17 protein-coding genes are annotated in these 14,836 nt (G+C 60.8%); 10 read left to right on the forward strand and 7 right to left on the reverse strand.

The genetic code is table 11. From position 1 onward, the window contains the following. Positions 1-14: 14 nt before the first annotated feature. The 3 genes from IG616_RS09025 to IG616_RS09035 all read left to right on the forward strand — a co-directional run bounded on the left by IG616_RS09025 (position 15) and on the right by IG616_RS09035 (position 2,061). Positions 15-710, forward strand: a complete 696-nt coding sequence (locus IG616_RS09025) for a YdcF family protein (RefSeq protein ID WP_192147816.1) — start codon at positions 15-17, stop codon at positions 708-710. 101 nt (positions 711-811) lie between these two features. Then, positions 812-1,576, forward strand: coding sequence for a lysophospholipid acyltransferase family protein (locus IG616_RS09030; protein ID WP_192147817.1), 765 nt, complete (start codon positions 812-814; stop codon positions 1,574-1,576). 140 nt (positions 1,577-1,716) lie between these two features. Next, positions 1,717-2,061 carry a hypothetical protein gene (locus tag IG616_RS09035; protein WP_192147818.1) on the forward strand — a complete coding sequence of 115 codons (345 nt, stop codon included), beginning with the start codon at positions 1,717-1,719 and terminating at the stop codon, positions 2,059-2,061. Positions 2,062-2,074: 13 nt separating this feature from the next. On the opposite strand, the gene IG616_RS09040 is transcribed toward IG616_RS09035, so the two are convergent. After that, a complete protein-coding gene (locus IG616_RS09040; protein WP_192147819.1) occupies positions 2,075-2,590 on the reverse strand; it encodes a gamma-glutamylcyclotransferase in 516 nt (171 codons plus the stop codon). Positions 2,591-2,707: 117 nt separating this feature from the next. Here IG616_RS09040 and IG616_RS09045 point away from each other — a divergent pair, with 117 nt between their 5' ends. Further along, on the forward strand, positions 2,708-3,739 hold the full coding sequence (locus IG616_RS09045) for a DUF2125 domain-containing protein (protein WP_192147820.1): 1,032 nt from the start codon (positions 2,708-2,710) through the stop codon (positions 3,737-3,739). Between the two features lie 8 nt (positions 3,740-3,747). Here IG616_RS09045 and IG616_RS09050 read toward each other — a convergent pair whose 3' ends face one another. Then, positions 3,748-4,209, reverse strand: coding sequence for a GNAT family N-acetyltransferase (locus tag IG616_RS09050; protein ID WP_192147821.1), 462 nt, complete (start codon positions 4,207-4,209; stop codon positions 3,748-3,750). A gap of 245 nt (positions 4,210-4,454) precedes the next feature. Here IG616_RS09050 and yddG point away from each other — a divergent pair, with 245 nt between their 5' ends. The 3 genes from yddG (at position 4,455) to IG616_RS09065 (ending at position 6,523) form a co-directional block, all read left to right on the forward strand. Beyond that, positions 4,455-5,339 (forward strand): aromatic amino acid exporter YddG, encoded by an 885-nt coding sequence (yddG, locus tag IG616_RS09055; RefSeq protein WP_192147822.1) that lies wholly within the window; start codon positions 4,455-4,457, stop codon positions 5,337-5,339. A gap of 81 nt (positions 5,340-5,420) precedes the next feature. Continuing rightward, positions 5,421-6,305, forward strand: coding sequence for an HpcH/HpaI aldolase/citrate lyase family protein (locus IG616_RS09060; protein ID WP_192147823.1), 885 nt, complete (start codon positions 5,421-5,423; stop codon positions 6,303-6,305). A gap of 11 nt (positions 6,306-6,316) precedes the next feature. Next, positions 6,317-6,523, forward strand: a complete 207-nt coding sequence (locus IG616_RS09065; RefSeq protein WP_192147824.1) for a DUF1737 domain-containing protein — start codon at positions 6,317-6,319, stop codon at positions 6,521-6,523. 81 nt (positions 6,524-6,604) lie between these two features. Here the strand turns inward: IG616_RS09065 and IG616_RS09070 are convergent, their stop codons facing one another. The 5 genes from IG616_RS09070 to IG616_RS09090 all read right to left on the reverse strand — a co-directional run bounded on the left by IG616_RS09070 (position 6,605) and on the right by IG616_RS09090 (position 12,291). Further along, the gene (locus IG616_RS09070) at positions 6,605-7,756 is read right to left on the reverse strand and encodes a DUF1513 domain-containing protein (RefSeq protein ID WP_192147825.1); all 1,152 of its coding nucleotides are present in this window, start codon (positions 7,754-7,756) and stop codon (positions 6,605-6,607) included. After that, positions 7,737-8,822 (reverse strand): imelysin family protein, encoded by a 1,086-nt coding sequence (locus tag IG616_RS09075; RefSeq protein ID WP_192147826.1) that lies wholly within the window; start codon positions 8,820-8,822, stop codon positions 7,737-7,739. The genes IG616_RS09070 and IG616_RS09075 overlap by 20 nt, the downstream gene beginning before the upstream one ends. Then, positions 8,822-10,357, reverse strand: coding sequence for a di-heme oxidoreductase family protein (locus tag IG616_RS09080; RefSeq protein WP_192147827.1), 1,536 nt, complete (start codon positions 10,355-10,357; stop codon positions 8,822-8,824). Before IG616_RS09080 ends, IG616_RS09075 begins: the two co-directional genes overlap by 1 nt. 114 nt (positions 10,358-10,471) lie before the next feature. Further along, a complete protein-coding gene (locus tag IG616_RS09085; protein WP_192147828.1) occupies positions 10,472-11,734 on the reverse strand; it encodes an imelysin family protein in 1,263 nt (420 codons plus the stop codon). A 59-nt stretch (positions 11,735-11,793) separates the two neighbouring features. Beyond that, a complete protein-coding gene (locus IG616_RS09090) occupies positions 11,794-12,291 on the reverse strand; it encodes a hypothetical protein (RefSeq protein WP_192147829.1) in 498 nt (165 codons plus the stop codon). A 298-nt stretch (positions 12,292-12,589) separates the two neighbouring features. On the opposite strand from IG616_RS09090, the gene IG616_RS09095 reads away from it, so the two are divergent. From IG616_RS09095 to IG616_RS09105, 3 genes are all read left to right on the forward strand, one after another. Continuing rightward, complete coding sequence (locus tag IG616_RS09095; RefSeq protein WP_192147830.1) at positions 12,590-13,072, forward strand: tellurite resistance TerB family protein; 483 nt, start codon at positions 12,590-12,592, stop codon at positions 13,070-13,072. Positions 13,073-13,180: 108 nt separating this feature from the next. Further along, complete coding sequence (locus tag IG616_RS09100) at positions 13,181-13,927, forward strand: glutamine amidotransferase (protein ID WP_192147831.1); 747 nt, start codon at positions 13,181-13,183, stop codon at positions 13,925-13,927. Positions 13,928-14,117: 190 nt separating this feature from the next. Further along, complete coding sequence (locus IG616_RS09105) at positions 14,118-14,828, forward strand: DNA helicase (RefSeq protein ID WP_192147862.1); 711 nt, start codon at positions 14,118-14,120, stop codon at positions 14,826-14,828. Positions 14,829-14,836 lie beyond the last annotated feature (8 nt).

The raw sequence follows: 14,836 nt of genomic DNA on the forward strand, positions 1-14,836 counted from the left end.
GGCATGATGTGAATATGACGAGCCTTGAAAAGGATCCGGACATCGAGAACGATGCCTGGAGCGAAGCACCCAGAGTGGATACCGGTCACGGGACAGGAAACAGGCGGCGGCTTTTTAGGGGCCGCAATCTGGTTCTGTGTTTTGTGCTGGCCGTTTTTGTGGCTATCGCTGTGTCCTTCTTCCGGTTTGCCGATCGCGTTGCGACCATCCGCACGCCTGCGGACCCGCGCGCGGATGCGATCGTTGTTCTCACCGGCGGCACAGACCGGGTCGAACGCGCCGTCGCGCTGCTGGTCGAGGGCCGCGCCAAGCGCCTGCTGATTTCCGGTGTTCATCCGGGGACGACCCGCAAACAGCTGGCGTCCCTCACGGCTGCCGATATGCCCTTGTTCGACTGCTGCATCGATCTCGACCGGCTGGCGATGAACACGGTCGGCAATGCTGCGGAAACGGCAGCCTGGGCACGGGCGCATGACTTCAAGTCTCTGCTCGTCGTGACCAGTGCCTATCATTTGCCCCGGGCGCAGGCGGAACTGCAGGATGCGCTGCCGGAAGTCGAGCTTCATGCCTATCCGGTTTATTCCAGCGGATTGCACTTGAGGGCCTGGTGGCACAGTGCCGGGACAATTCGCCTTCTCATGCGCGAGTATGTGAAGTATACCCTCGCCCGGGCCAGAATTGTCGTGAACCGGGTGTTTGCCGCCTCTTGATGGAAGCGGTCTCTGGAGCAGACGGACGGTCCACCCGTCCACCGGAATACGCCGTTGTGCTTGTTCCACGGCTTCGACACCGTCTTCACCGGTAAGGTCTTATGGTTCTTCTGCGGTCCCTGGTCTTCCACGCCCTGTTTTATTCTCTCACGCTGCTGATGATGGTCGTCGTGTCACCCGTCCTTCTTCTGCCGCGCCGCTGGGGATGGTGGGTGGTTCCGGCCTGGTCGTATCTGTGCCTGCTGCTGTTGCGGGTGACTGTCGGTCTCAAGGTGGAAGTGCGTGGGCGTGAGAACATCCCGCAAGGCGGCTATATCGTCGCGTCCAAGCATCAGTCCGTTTGGGAAACCTTCGCGCTGATCCGCGAGTTCCCGGACCCGACCTATATCCTCAAGCGGGAGCTGCGCTGGATCCCGATCTTCGGGTGGTATACGGCGAAATTCCGCCAGATCCCGATCAACCGCGGCAAACGGGCCGCTGCGCTTGCGGCCCTGCTGGTAGCAGCCAAGCAGGCCATCGCCGAGGGCCGGCAAATCCTGATGTTCCCGGAAGGTACCCGGCGTCCTGCCGGCGGTGAACCGAGCTACAAATACGGCATTGCGCATCTCTACCGGGATCTGAAATGCCAGGTTCTGCCTGTTGCCCTCAATGCAGGTGTCTATTGGCCCCGCAAGTCGCTCCGCCTTTATCCGGGAACGGTTATCGTCGAGATCCTGCCGCCAATCCAGCCAGGTTTGCCGGTGAATGTGTTCCATGAGACCATGGTCAATATGATCGAGACGGTTTCAAACGCCTTGATTGAGGAAGCCAGGAGCGAGCCCCGGCGGTCTCCCGTTCTCGATGGCATACCCCGCAAGGGCGCCTGACTCCCTGCCCATTGACGGATCTCCTGCGGATTCCCATCTGAACAGAATAAGAACACTTCGTCCTGCGTGACCAGTTGCGCTGCGGCTACTAAATGTTCATAGTTTGTTCCTATGCTGGCGCCATGATATCCGCGACCGAAATGAACACGGCACGTTTCCCAAAGGTGGCAGAGGAGCTGGGGTTCCTCGACCGCTACCGCTATTTCGACGGCAAGAGCGGCAAGCGCTATATCTTCACGCGTATGACCGCGCCGGATCTGGCGGATTGCGCCGGGGTTGTTGTGATCATTCCTCCCTCTGCCAAACAGGCGGACACCCAGTTGCCGGTGATCGGTGAAGTCGACCGGGACGGAAAGTTTCACGGGCTTGGTGCAGCGAAGACCCGCCGCAGGGCAGGAGAGGTTTTTGTCCATCTGCTCGCTGGCTCGGCGCTGGACCGAAAAACCGTGCTCGACGACCTGAAGGCCGGCTTCGGCTTGTTGTGAGGTCTCAGGTTGCTCAGCGCAGCCTGTCCGAAAGCCAGGAAACGCCGTGGTCCTTGATGCCAAGGTCCTCGAGGTGGGACGCGGTGTTCAGAACATATTCCGGGTTCCTGCCGGACTGGCCAGCCGCTTCCACGACAATTTCAAGCTGTCTCTCCAGCGGCAGGGTACCGGCATATTGGGGATGAGCGCGGTTCACCACATAGGTGAGCGCCTCGGCCGTCTCGCCGGATTGAAGCCTTATTTTCCGCCACGTTTCCAAATAGACCATGGTCACCTGTTCGCGGGCGCGCAGATAGTCGATGGTTTGTTCCCGCAAGGAGCCGGAAACGCGCCAGGCCATGCCGCGGCAGGCGCCGCCCCGGTCCAGGCCGAAAACGAGACCCGGCCGCTCCTGCGTCCCGCGGTGAACCCAGGAGTAGACGCACAACGACCGGTGAGCGCCGCACAACAAGGCGGGTTGCCCGCCTTGATGCTCGAAGCCGGGGTTCCACATCAAAGAGCCGTAGCCAAATACCCAGAAATCACTCATATCGGTCCCAGATCGCCGTTGCCCCTGCCAGATAGCAATGGTGCCGCAGCGTTGCAATGGATCGATTAGCGAGCTCCTTCTTCTCATTTCAGAAAGCGTTTTTATTTGAGCAAGGACATGACATTGGAAAAGGCCGAAAAACCGCGCTCGAACTTCCGCTACTTCGCCCTTGGCGGCACCGTGCTTGCGGTGATGGCTCTGTGGTCCGGCGGCTGGTTCTTTCTCAAAGACAAGCTGCAGGAGGAAATCGGCAACCGCTTCGCAAAACTGTCGGAACAGGGTGTCCAGGCCAGCTGCCGGGATCTGTCCATTGCCGGTTTCCCCTTCCGCTTCGAGGTTTCCTGCGCCCCCTTCCTGATGGACACGGCCACGGGCCTCAGCCTGTCTCTGCCGGGGCTGCGGACGGTCGCTCTGGTCTACAATCCCTGGCATGTCATTCTGGAGGCAGAAGGCCCCGGCCATTTCTCTTCGCTGCCTTTGGAGCTTGAGGGGACAGGATCCTGGATAACCGGCCGGGCCAGTGCGCGTTATTCCTCTTCGGCGCTCAAGGCGGCGGACTTTTCTTTCGAAAAGCCGTCCTGGTTAGTGGATGGCGATGGATTCGTGTCCGAGGTTTCAGCGGAGCAGCTGGAGTTTCACCTGCGCGAGGTTCCAGGCGAAGCTGGTGACGTGGAAGCTTTCCTGAGCCTTGATCAGGCAACATCTCCCCTGGCGCCGTTCCTGCCTGCTCCGGCGGATCTGAAGGTCCATGCCGCCATTCCCGGAGGCGCTGCGCTTCTGTCCGGCCAGCCGCTGTCTTTGACGGCTTCAGACTGGAACCTGCCGGTGAAGCTGCATCAGTTGCACATCAGCTCCGGATCCCTGGAGATCATGGCAACTGGTGATGTGTCTATGGATACGGATGGCTTCCTGACCGGGGCGCTGCAGGTCGAACTGACGGATATCGATGGTATGGCGGCTCTGGCGGCCAGCCTTGCTCCGGAAGACCCTTCCCTGGCTTCGACAATCAAGGGAGCTGCAACGGCCTTTGGCCATGCGCAGAAACAGGAAAACGGCAAGCAGGTTGTCCTGCTGCCGTTGACCTTGAACAAGAGCCGGGTGAGCATCGGCCTCATCCCTCTCGGGACCTTGCCGCCTCTCCGGCCCTGACAGGAGGTTTATTCGCCAGCCGCGCGGTCGATCCGGATGATGAAGCTCTTGGCGTGATCCGGTTCGGCGATCTTTTCATAAAGGGCGACAGCCGGCGCGTTTTTGCCCGGAACCAGCCAGCGCAGGTGCAGCCAGCCGCGGCGCTTGCCTTCCACCTCCAGGGATTCAATCAGCTTCCGGCCGATGCCCTTGTTGCGGAAGGTGGGAAGGACATAAATGTCCTCGAGCTGACCGATCCGCAGACCGGTGATCAGCTCCGGCAGATCGAAATAGACGGCGAAACCGACGAGTTGGTTTCCCTGAAAGGCGCCGACAACTTCCGCCGACCGGTCGGCGAGGATCTTTTCCGCGTAATACTCGTCTGGCCGGCGCGGCGCGCCGCGTTTCAGCGCCTGCGCGTTTTCGGCGATAAGCGGAGCCAGCTTGTGGGCGTCCGCCTGGACAAGGGCCTTGATTTCCGTATTGCTCATGGGGTCTCCGGAGCCTGTCGGTTCGAGTTCTGCCTGCAAGTTGTCCAGAATCTTGCCTGACAATCAAGCACCTGCATATGGCTTACCCTAGTACATTTGTCGCAGGCGCGGGATTTCCACCTTTGCACAGGGGGACTGCCGCGAGGATTTCCTTCCGTTCCGATCTTCTCCAGATCTGAAACGTCCGTTATAACCGCCATGTCTATTTCCGGTTGCGGCCGGACCCTCCATCAGATTGAACAGTCATGTCCGACGCAACGCGGGTACGGGCCACCCTTATCGGCCTCAGTGCGGTTCTCATGTGGGCTGCGCTTGGTCTTTTCAGTGCCGGGTCCGGCAAGGTTCCTCCTTTTCTGCTGAATGCCCTGTGCTTCTTCCTGTCCGGGTCGCTGGCTGTTGTCTGGCTTGCGCTGCGGGGCAAGCTGCGGCTTCTCCGCCAGCCATTGAAGGTCTGGGCTTTTGGAACGGTGGGCCTGTTCGGATTTCACTTTTTCTACTTCACCGCAATCCGGAACGCGCCGCCTGTCGATGCCAATCTCATCAACTACACCTGGCCTTTGCTGATCGTCCTGTTTTCCGCCTTTCTTCCCGGCGAGCATTTGCGCCTTCATCATGTTGCTGGTGCGGTCTTTGGCCTTTTCGGCGCCGTGCTGCTGATTTCCGGAGGCGAGGGGTTGAGCCTTGATGGCAGCTCGTCGCTTGGCTATGCGGCTGCGATCGCCTCGTCCCTGTTCTGGTCCAGCTATTCCGTGATCTCCCGGCGGCTTGGGGCAGTTCCAACCGAGGCTGTGGCCGGTTTCTGCCTGATGACGGCCTTTCTTTCGCTGGTCTGCCATCTGGCTCTGGAAGAGACCGTCCTGCCTGCCGGTTTCTATGAGTGGCTGTCGGTTGTGGCTCTGGGGTTGTTTCCGGTCGGACTGGCCTTCTTCACATGGGATATTGGCGTGAAACGCGGGGACATTCAGATTCTGGGAGCCGCCGCCTATTCAGCGCCGCTCCTGTCGACCCTGCTGTTGATCGCCTTCGGCTATGGGACTTTTACGCTGACGGTCAGCTTTGCCTGTCTCGCGATCACCTTCGGCGCGGTGATTGCCGCAAAAGACATGATTTTCTCCCGCAAGAAGGCCTGAGCCGAAAGGCGAAGTGGAAATCATGCGCCAGCGGCATTAGCTTGCTGCAGAGCAACATGATGCCCCCTGGAGAGTTTCGCCATGACCCAACAGTTCAAGCCGCGCCGGTCCGCCCTTTACATGCCGGGCTCCAACGCCCGGGCGCTGGAAAAGGCGCGGACACTCGATGTGGACTGCCTGATCCTCGATCTGGAAGATGCTGTGGCTCCGGATGCCAAGGAGACGGCGCGCCAGCAGATCGTTTCGGCGGTGAAAGAGGGCGGCTATGGTGAGCGGGAAGTGGTCATCCGCATCAATGGTCTCGACACCCCCTGGGGAGAGGCGGATCTGGAAGCAGCTGCCGCTTGCGGCCCGGATGCGATCCTTGTGCCCAAGGTCAATGGCCCTGCGGATCTGGAGCGGGTGGCGCACAAGCTGGCGCTGGCAGGTGCTCCGTCCAGCCTGAAGGTCTGGGCGATGATGGAGACGCCGCTGGCGATGCTCAACGCTGCCGCGATCGGAGCCTGTGGCCGGGATCCGGAGGTGCGGCTGTCCTGTTTCGTCATGGGCACCAACGATCTTGCCAAGGAAACCCGCGCGAAGCTCAATCCGGGCCGCGCGGTGATGACGCCCTGGCTGATGACCTGCGTTGCGGCAGCGCGGGCAGGCGGGATCGATATTCTTGATGGCGTTTACAACGCTTTCAACGATGAGGACGGCTTCGTGGCCGAATGTGCGCAAGGGGTGGAAATGGGCATGGACGGCAAAACGCTGATCCATCCCAAGCAGATCGCACCTTGCCACGCAGCCTTCAGCCCGTCTGAGGACGAGGTCGCCTGGGCCCGCAAGATCAATGACCTCTTCAACCTGCCGGAAAATGCGAGCAAGGGCGCAATCCAGGTAGACGGCAAGATGGTGGAACGGCTACATGCGGACATGGGCCTGCGCACAATCGCGATTGCCGATGCCATAGCAGCCCGGATTTGAAGGTTTTTGCCATGAAACTCTACCGCTTCATCACCGGTCCGGACGACAGCGAGTTCTGTCACCGGGTGACCCAGGCTCTCAACAAGGGCTGGCAGCTGTCCGGTTCCCCGTCCCTGACCTTTGACGCCGTCCGTGGTCTCACCATCTGCGGTCAGGCCGTCACCAAGGAAGTTCCGGGCGAAGAATATGCCCGCGAGATCAAGCTCGGGGACTACTGATACCGGCGCAGCGCGGCTTCGTCGAAGTGCGGAGTTTGCTGAATGAGAAATGCCCGGACCACTGGCCCGGGCGTTTCTGTTTCAAAGCGCGAACATGTGGTTGTCGAAGGACATGCCTGGCACCTGGGCCAGAACGTCCGGAACGGCATCCGGTTCTCCCAGGTAGCGCAAGCCGCCGAGACCATCGGAAATCAGGAAAGCGCTGCCGTCGACTGGAGCAATGCCGCAACCGTCGATAACGGCTTTTGACCCGAGCAACGCGCCGGTGGACGCTGACCAGAACATGACCTGTCCGCCGCGCGGAGCGGAGGTCGCGACCACATCCCCGGTGCGGTTGGCGACCACCGACCCGATATAGCTCTGCAGCCCGCTGGCCAGTTGCTCCGGAATGTCGGTCAGAATGGGACTGGTGTCCTGAGTCATGTGGGCGACCAGGGGCGGGATCTGCTGCAGATCGCCTTCGAACTGTCCGCCGACCCAGACCTGTCCCTTGCCGTCCAGGGCCATGTGGCGCAGGGAAAGTTTGTGCAGGTCCTTGGACAACCGGTGTTGAGCCAGGACATCGCCTGAGCTGAGGTCCAGATAGACGACCGATGGGTCCATGGTCTCAATGTTGAGCTTTTCGCGCGGCTGGCCCGGATCCGTCTGGATGCCGCCATTGGCGACGACCATCGTCTTGCCGTCCGGCATCCGGAGAAGATCGTGGGGGCCGATGCCGCCGGTTTCGATCTCGCCGATCCGGCGCACATCCCGGCCGCTAACGTCATAGACGCCGAGCACGCCCCGCACGCGCTCGTAGTCATTTTCAACCGCATAGACCAGACGACCATCGGCGGAAAAGCAGCCGTGGCCATAGAAGTGGCGGCCTGGCTCCGATGCGATGACCAGCGGTTCCTTGCGGTCATAGGGATCGATCAGCATGGCGAAGGTGCCGGGGCGGCGGGCGAAGGCCATGATCCGGCGCCCGTCCGGTGAAACGGCCATGCCGTGCCCGCGATCCGGCAATCCGACCTCAGCCAGCATTTGCCCTGCATCGTCCAGGATGGCGAGCGCGTAGCTGCCGTTGGCCCGCTTGCAGGCGGTCGCAAAGAGGGGCGCCTCGATCTCGCCGATCAGGCCTTCTGCCAGCGCTGGTCCGTGCCATCCTGATCCGGCCAGAACGGCAGCTCCGCCAAGGCCTGCGAGGAAAGAGCGGCGGTTGATGGCGGTTTTCTTAGTCGCCGTCCAGAGCATTGAAGCCTCCTGAAAGTCCCAGCCCCCCGGCCAAATTGAGAGCCATCGTGTCGCGCAGGCTGTTCACCTGGATCGCAACCAGATTGAGCTTGTCGTAAGTGCCGCCTTCTTCCATCGTCTGGCGCAGCGGGCCATTCAGCGACCGCAGGTTGTTCGCGGCATTGCCGAATTCAAAGTTGAGCGACCCTGGAATCCATTCGGCATCGCTGTCGAGGTCCGGCTCTAACTTGGCCGCATTCATCGCATCCCGGATGCCTTCCAGCTCGGCGGCGATATAGGCCGTGGCATTGCCCGAGCGGGAGAAGGGCAGCTTGTTCGGTTTGGCATTATCCTTGTCAGTGCCGAGTGCCGGCAGCAGTTCCTGATCCTTGATCACGATCAGCCCGGTGACCATCGAATTGAAAATCGTCTCGATGGCTTCCTTGGAGGAGCGGAACTGGGGATTGTCAGGCCCTGCGGTCAGGAACTGCTTGCTGAAACCGTCCGGGTCTTTCCACTCAGAGGCAATGGCTCCTGCGATAGAGGTCACATTGCTTGCGATGGCTCCGGCATAGACGCAGAGCTCTGCCTTGCCGCCGCCCTCGCCGAGGGTCAGGTTGCTGTCGCTGTCATAGGCAATCAGCTGCAGGGCGGTCAACCCCTGCAAGGCAACGCTCTTGCCTGCCAGGGTAGCCGGATCGCCAAGTGTCCCATCATTATCCGCAAGCGCCTTGCGGATCTGCCGCTGGGCGATGTTCCGGGCATCCGGCAGAAAGGCGAGACGCTCCAGCCTGTGATCCTGGATCAAGGGGCCGAAACGCAGAAACGTTACATGTCCGAGGGCCTCAAGGGTCTTGGTGTAGCTCGATGAAAAGGCTTCGCGGGTCTGATCGGACGGCGCCGCGCAAAGGGCATCTGTGGCGGCAGGCAGGGCTGCCGAGGTCTCTGCAAATGCCGTGGTGGCCGGGCGGATATAGGTTTCCAGCACCCGCTTCACATGAGGACTGAAGTCTGCGGCTTGTCCCGGTGGAGCTTGCAGGGCGACAGCTGTGGTGACCGCAAGGGCTGCAAACAGGGTGAGGCGCATTACAGGGACTCCAGAAATCGGATCAGGGCCGTCCGGCCGGCGGGCGGCAGCGCGATGACGGCATCGCGGGAGGCTTGAGCCTCGCCACCATGCCACAAGACAGCTTCAAGCAGGTTACGGGCCCGGCCGTCATGAAGGAAGCGGGTGTGGCCGTTGACCGTTCCGGTCAGCCCGATGCCCCAGAGCGGCGCCGTGCGCCATTCGGAGCCGGAGGCGTCCCCGGCAGGGCGGCCATCTGCAAGGCCTTCGCCCATATCATGGAGCAGAAGGTCGGTATAGGGCCAGATCAGCTGGAACCGGTGCGCCTTATTGTCCGCCCTGCGGCTGGTGACATAGTTGGGCCGGTGACAGGCGGCACAGCCGGATTGATGGAAGATTGCCTTGCCGCGCAGCACTTCGGGGTCATCAACATCCCGGCGCTGGGGAACGGCCAGGTTTTCCGAATAGAAAGTCACCAGATCCATGACCGGATCGGGCGCTTCACTGACGCCAAGGCGGGTCTGCTCTCCATGCGGCTGGCGGCGGCATTCAGGCTGCTTCGTGGTACAGTCGCCGTAATTGTCTGGCATCTCTGGCGTGCTGATGCCGATATCCCCGGAAAAGGCGGCGGCGGTCTGGGCCCGCACCGTCGGCTCCGAGGCCTTCCAGCCGAAACGGCCGATGGTCAGCGCTCCTGTTTCCGGATCGCGTACCCGGCTCACCTTTCCCGAAATGCCGTCACCGTTCAGGTCGTCGGGATCGGCCTGGGCCTCGATATCACCAGCGGCGATCGCTTGCAGGAGACCCATGCCGATCATCGGCGGGGTGACCCTTGGCGACATCATGACATCCGGATGCATCGGCCCATAGGCGAGGTCCCGGACCTTATAGGAGGGCTTCTTCAGGATGATCGTTTCGCCGCCGTTCAGGGTGACAGGAAGATCCTCGTAACTGATCTCGATCTGGCCTTCCGCCTTCAGCCCGGACACCGCAAAGGTCTGGAACTGGCCGCCATAGGTCGGCTCGGGAATGCGCAGCAGTTCATGGCTTTCAAGCTGTGCCTGCTGTTGCGGTGTCTGCGGCGGAATGGAGAGGCGCAGGAAGAGCGAAACGGCTTTTTCGCCCGGAAGAGGCGGACGCCCGCGGCCGTCTTTCAGATGGCAGCTCTGGCAGGCGCGGGCATTGTAAAGCGGACCCAGCCCGTCGGAGGCCTGGGTGGAGGAGGGGGAAGAGGTCCAGAACTTCTTGAACAGGCCATTGCCGAGCTTGAAGGTCTGCTCTTCCTCGAAGGTGAGATTGCCCGAATTGTGGGAAAAACTGTCCCGGTTGACCGTCTTGACCGAAGTGGCAGCGCCCCCGCTCATGGCCTCGAAGGGCTGTGCGGCGGAAAAGTCCTTTGGCGGCGCGGTGACTTTGGCAACTCTGGCGCGGTCTTTGGGGGTGAGATCGTCCCGGTAGGGAAGCGGTCCATCGGCTGCGCCTGCACTGACAGCGAAGGATGAGAGCGCCATTACAAACAAGGCGAGGGTCGACAGGCCCCATCTGGTAGCTGTCATGATAGTCAAGACCAATCAGGTTCGCGTCCCGGATCTCAGCACGGTACCCCTCCGTACCTGCTGAAAAGAAGAACCGGCGGGAAGAAGCTTCACCGCCGGTTCGTTTCGTTCGTTTTACTGGAAGACTGCGTTCGGGTTGTCCAGGCTGTCCGAGCCTTCGAAGGCAACATCTTCAAGGCCGAGAGCGTGCACGGCGCGCTCAATGGACTTGGTCTGGTCAACGAGACCGTCGACAACGGCCTGCACCACGGCGTTGCCCTCTTCATTGCCTTCGCCGATCATCTGGTCATAGGCTTCGCCGCCTTCGGCGCGGGCCTTCATGGCTTCCGCAGCGGCCAGCGTTGCATCCAGCTTTGCCTTCAGCTCTTCCGCAACAGCCGGGTCTTTTTCCGCAACCAGCTCTGCGAGCGAGGGACCAGAGACGGTCTTGCCGTCGAGACCGGTGTAGGTGCCGAAATAGACGTTCCGGATGCCGACAATGTCGTTGTAATGGGACATGTGGGTGTTGTCGGAGAAGCAGTCATGCTCTTCTTCCGGGTCATGCAGCATCAGGCCAAGCTTGGTGCGCTCACCGGCCAGTTCGCCGTAGGACAGGGAGCCCATGCCGGTCAGGATGGTGGCCAGGCCGCCTGCTTCGCCCTTGGCTTCCAGCTCTTTGCGGGCTTCCCCGCCCGGTGCCCAGTTGGCTGCCATTTCTTCCAGATCGGAAATGAGCAGATCGGTGGCTGCCTGCAGATAGGCGATGCGGCGGTCGCAATTGCCATTGGTGCAGTTCTTGGTGTCGAAGTCTGTGACCGAACGGTTGCCTGCGCCTGCATTGGTGCCGTTCAGGTCCTGGCCCCAGAGCAGGAACTCGATGGCGTGGTAACCCGTGGCCACATTGGCTTCGACATCACCGGCTTCCTGCAGCTTGTCGGCCAGAAGTTCCGGTGTGATGCTGGTGGCATCGATGGTTTCGCCGCCGATTTCCAGCTTGGGATTGGCAATGACATTGGCGGTGTAAAAGACGTTTTCTTCGGACTCGGTGCCATAGGATGCGTCGACGTAGTCGATCAGTCCTTCGTCCAGCGGCCAGGCGTTGACCTTGCCTTCCCAGTCATCAACGATTGCGTTGCCGAAACGGTAGGCTTCGGTCTGCTGATAGGGGTTGCGGGCCTTCTTCCAGGCGGCGCGGGCAGCGGCCAGCGTTTCATCGGTCGGGTTGGCAACCATGGCGTCAATGGCAGCCTTCAGCTCCTTGGCGCTGGTAACCGAGTCATCATAGGCAGCCTGGGCGATATTTTCGTAGTTCGTCAGCACTTCCGAAGGCGTCGCGGCAAGGGCGGGCAGGGAGAACAGGGCCGTCGCAGCCAAAAGGCCGAATTTAATGGCTTTCATCAATTGCTTCCTCAAGTTGGATGATCCGGAGGTGGAATGACCGTTCCGGATCGATAAGTTCAATGGCGTATCGGCAGGCCCAGCTTTTTGAGCGGGCACATTTCCAGGGGCAGACTGCCGGGGTCGACGACCGCAAGTATCAGTCCGCACTCGCCAAGCGCAGAGCCAAATTCGGAGGCGGCGAAGAGGGCATCCTCCCGCCCCTGCGGATGGAAGAGGGCCTTCGCTATGGTGTTCTGAGCTTCCGTGTTTTGCTGCTGCGCAGCCGCTACGAAGGCCATGACCAGACATTCGTCCTGACACAGCTTCGGGCAATCATAAGGAAACAGGCAGAGGCTGCGTGTGCCATGGGTCTTCAGGGCCCGCGCATAACAGGAGAGTTCAGAAACCGGGCGGCGGGCACGATCCTTGCCAAGCTCGGCGGCATAAAGGTCCCAGGCCATTTCCCAGCAGCTGGCATCATTGGTCGCATACCCGGCCATCCAGCGGCGGACCCCTTCGACCACCAGCCGTTCCGCGCGGCGGGCCTGGTTGTCTGGTGTCTGCAAGTCCGGCATGCCGGGGCTCCTGTGGGCAATATGCGTGTGTTCCTTAGGGCAGGAATCGTTTTTATGAGGATGAAAGTCAAGTATAAAGTCCAGGCTATCGCGCCGAATTCCCTCACATTGGAATGGTTCAAAATAGGCGCCGCATTTTGGCCGGATAACGCGGGCATCTTGCCCCGGAAGCCGAATGACCCATTTCCAGAAGAAGATGAGGCGGGTATCGGGACACGGCGCTGGAAATCCTTCCAGGGTTCCCGTAACCTCAATCTCTGTCCCAATTTTTACTTTCAGAAGCGCAGGCCATAGCTGAATGTCTTTTTTTTCCTCTCTTTCACAATTCATTCGGGAGGTGACTGTCGGTGACGGTGGCAAAAAGAGTTTTGCCGACGACGACAAGCGTCTTGCCGCCGCAGCCCTGCTTTTTCATCTCGTTGATGTCGATGGTGTGGTCGAGGAGTCTGAGAGCCGCAAGCTGAAGGAAATCCTGAAGCGTCATTACGATCTGACCGATGCGGAAACGGTTGAGCTCGTCGAAGCGGGCAAGCAGAAGGACAGTGAAGCTGTCGATCTCTACGGCTTTACGTCTGTGCTGAAGAGGTCAACCGATGAGGACGAACGGCTGGCAATCGTCGAGATGATGTGGGAGGTCGTCTACGCCGACGGCCAGGTACACGAGTTCGAGGACAACACCATCTGGCGCGTTGCTGAACTGCTGGGCATCTCGACCCGCGACCGCATGAACCTGCGCCACAAGGTGGCCCGCAGTCTGCCGGAAGGGACCGTGGAAGAGTAAGCCAGGGAGCATTTCCGCTGCTGTTTCGGCCGTTATGGCGCGTAAGTCGGCAGGGATTGCTTGCCAAAAGGGCTCGACGCGACCCTCAAATGCGCTAGACTCTCTGTCATGAAGCACGAGACTTTTGCTGAAATGGATCGCCCGAAAGTTCTCATCGTCCTGCATCAGGAGCAATCCTCGCCGGGCCGTGTCGGACAGGAGCTGGTCAAGCGCGGCTTTGCTCTTGATATCCGGCGGCCCCGTTATGGCGATATGCTTCCTGACACCATGTGCCGGCACGTCGGCGCCGTGATTTTCGGTGGCCCGATGAGTGCGAATGATCCGGATGCCTACGTTCATCGGGAAATCGACTGGATCAAGGTGCCGCTTCGCGAGGAAAAGCCGTTTCTCGGCATTTGCCTCGGTGCCCAGATGATGGTCAAGCAGCTCGGCGGAACCGTTGGTGCCCATGGCGAAGAGCTGGTCGAGATCGGCTACTACCCGCTTCAGCCGACGTCAAAGGGTGAAAACCTGATGGACTGGCCGAAAAAGGTCTATCAGTGGCACAAGGAAGGCTTCAGCCTGCCGTCGGACTGCGAGCTGCTGGCCTCCGGCCCGACCTATCCCAATCAGGCGATCCGCTGTGGCAAGAACGCCTACGGCATCCAGTTTCACCCGGAGCTCACCCATCAGATGATGGTCCGCTGGACGACCCGTGGCGCGCCGCGCATGGATTTGCCCGGCGCCCAGCAGCGCCGGGATCATTTCGCGGGCCGCCTGGTTCACGACGGCGCCGTGCGCAAGTGGCTGGATGATTTCCTGGATCTCTGGATCGGATGCGCAGGGCGATCCGCCGCCCGCCTGGCCGCGGAATAAGCTGTCTCCCACGGACATTGGTATTGCCCGTACCAGACCGAATCCCTTACTCTTCCGGCAGGCTTCATCCACGCCTCCTCCCTCCATCCGGGAAAGCATCATTCATGCGGGATGTTCCAATCAACGGACTGTCTTGACGGCGTGATGCATGCGGAGGGATTGCGGATTTGGCCGTCCGGAGGTTCCGATGATGAAACTTTCAGCCCCGGTTTATGCCCTCAAGCGCCAAGCGCGCCAGATTTCCAGACGCGAGCGCATCCCCCTTCACGAGGCTCTCGACAGGATTGCGGCAGCGGAAGGGTTCCGCTCCTGGGCGCAGCTTGCCGGGCGCCATGCAGACCAGGCCCTTGTTGCCCGGCTCTATCCTGCGCTCAGAGCTGGTGAACTCGTGATCGTTGCCGCGCGGCCGGGACAGGGCAAGACCCTGCTTGGCCTTGAACTGGCGGTCGAGGCGATGAAGCAAGGCCGAACGGCAGTGTTCTTCACGCTTGAATACACCCAGGCCCAGATGCTCGACCGGTTCCGGGCTATCGGCGTTGACCCGTTTGCCTTCGATGACCGTTTCGATCTCGACATGTCCGACGGGATCTGCGCAAGCCACATCATGGAGCGGCTCGCCGGGGCCGAGGCCGGAACGCTTGCGGTGATCGACTATCTGCAATTGCTTGATCATAGGCGCGAAACCCCACCGCTCATGGATCAGGTGCGTGCGCTCAGGGAATTTGCCCAAAGGCAAAAAGTGGTTCTGGTGTTTCTGTCCCAGGTCCGCCGTGATTTCGAGGCATCGGGAAAGGCCCTTCCGGATCTGGAGGACGTGCGCCTTCCCAATCCTTTGGATCTTTCCTTGTTCACCCGGGCTGCCTTTCTCCAGGAAGGGCAGATGGTCTGCCGCTCCCTTTGATTGACGGG

Source organism: Roseibium litorale, from assembly GCF_014842915.1.
Classification (GTDB): Bacteria; Pseudomonadota; Alphaproteobacteria; order Rhizobiales; family Stappiaceae; genus Roseibium; species Roseibium litorale.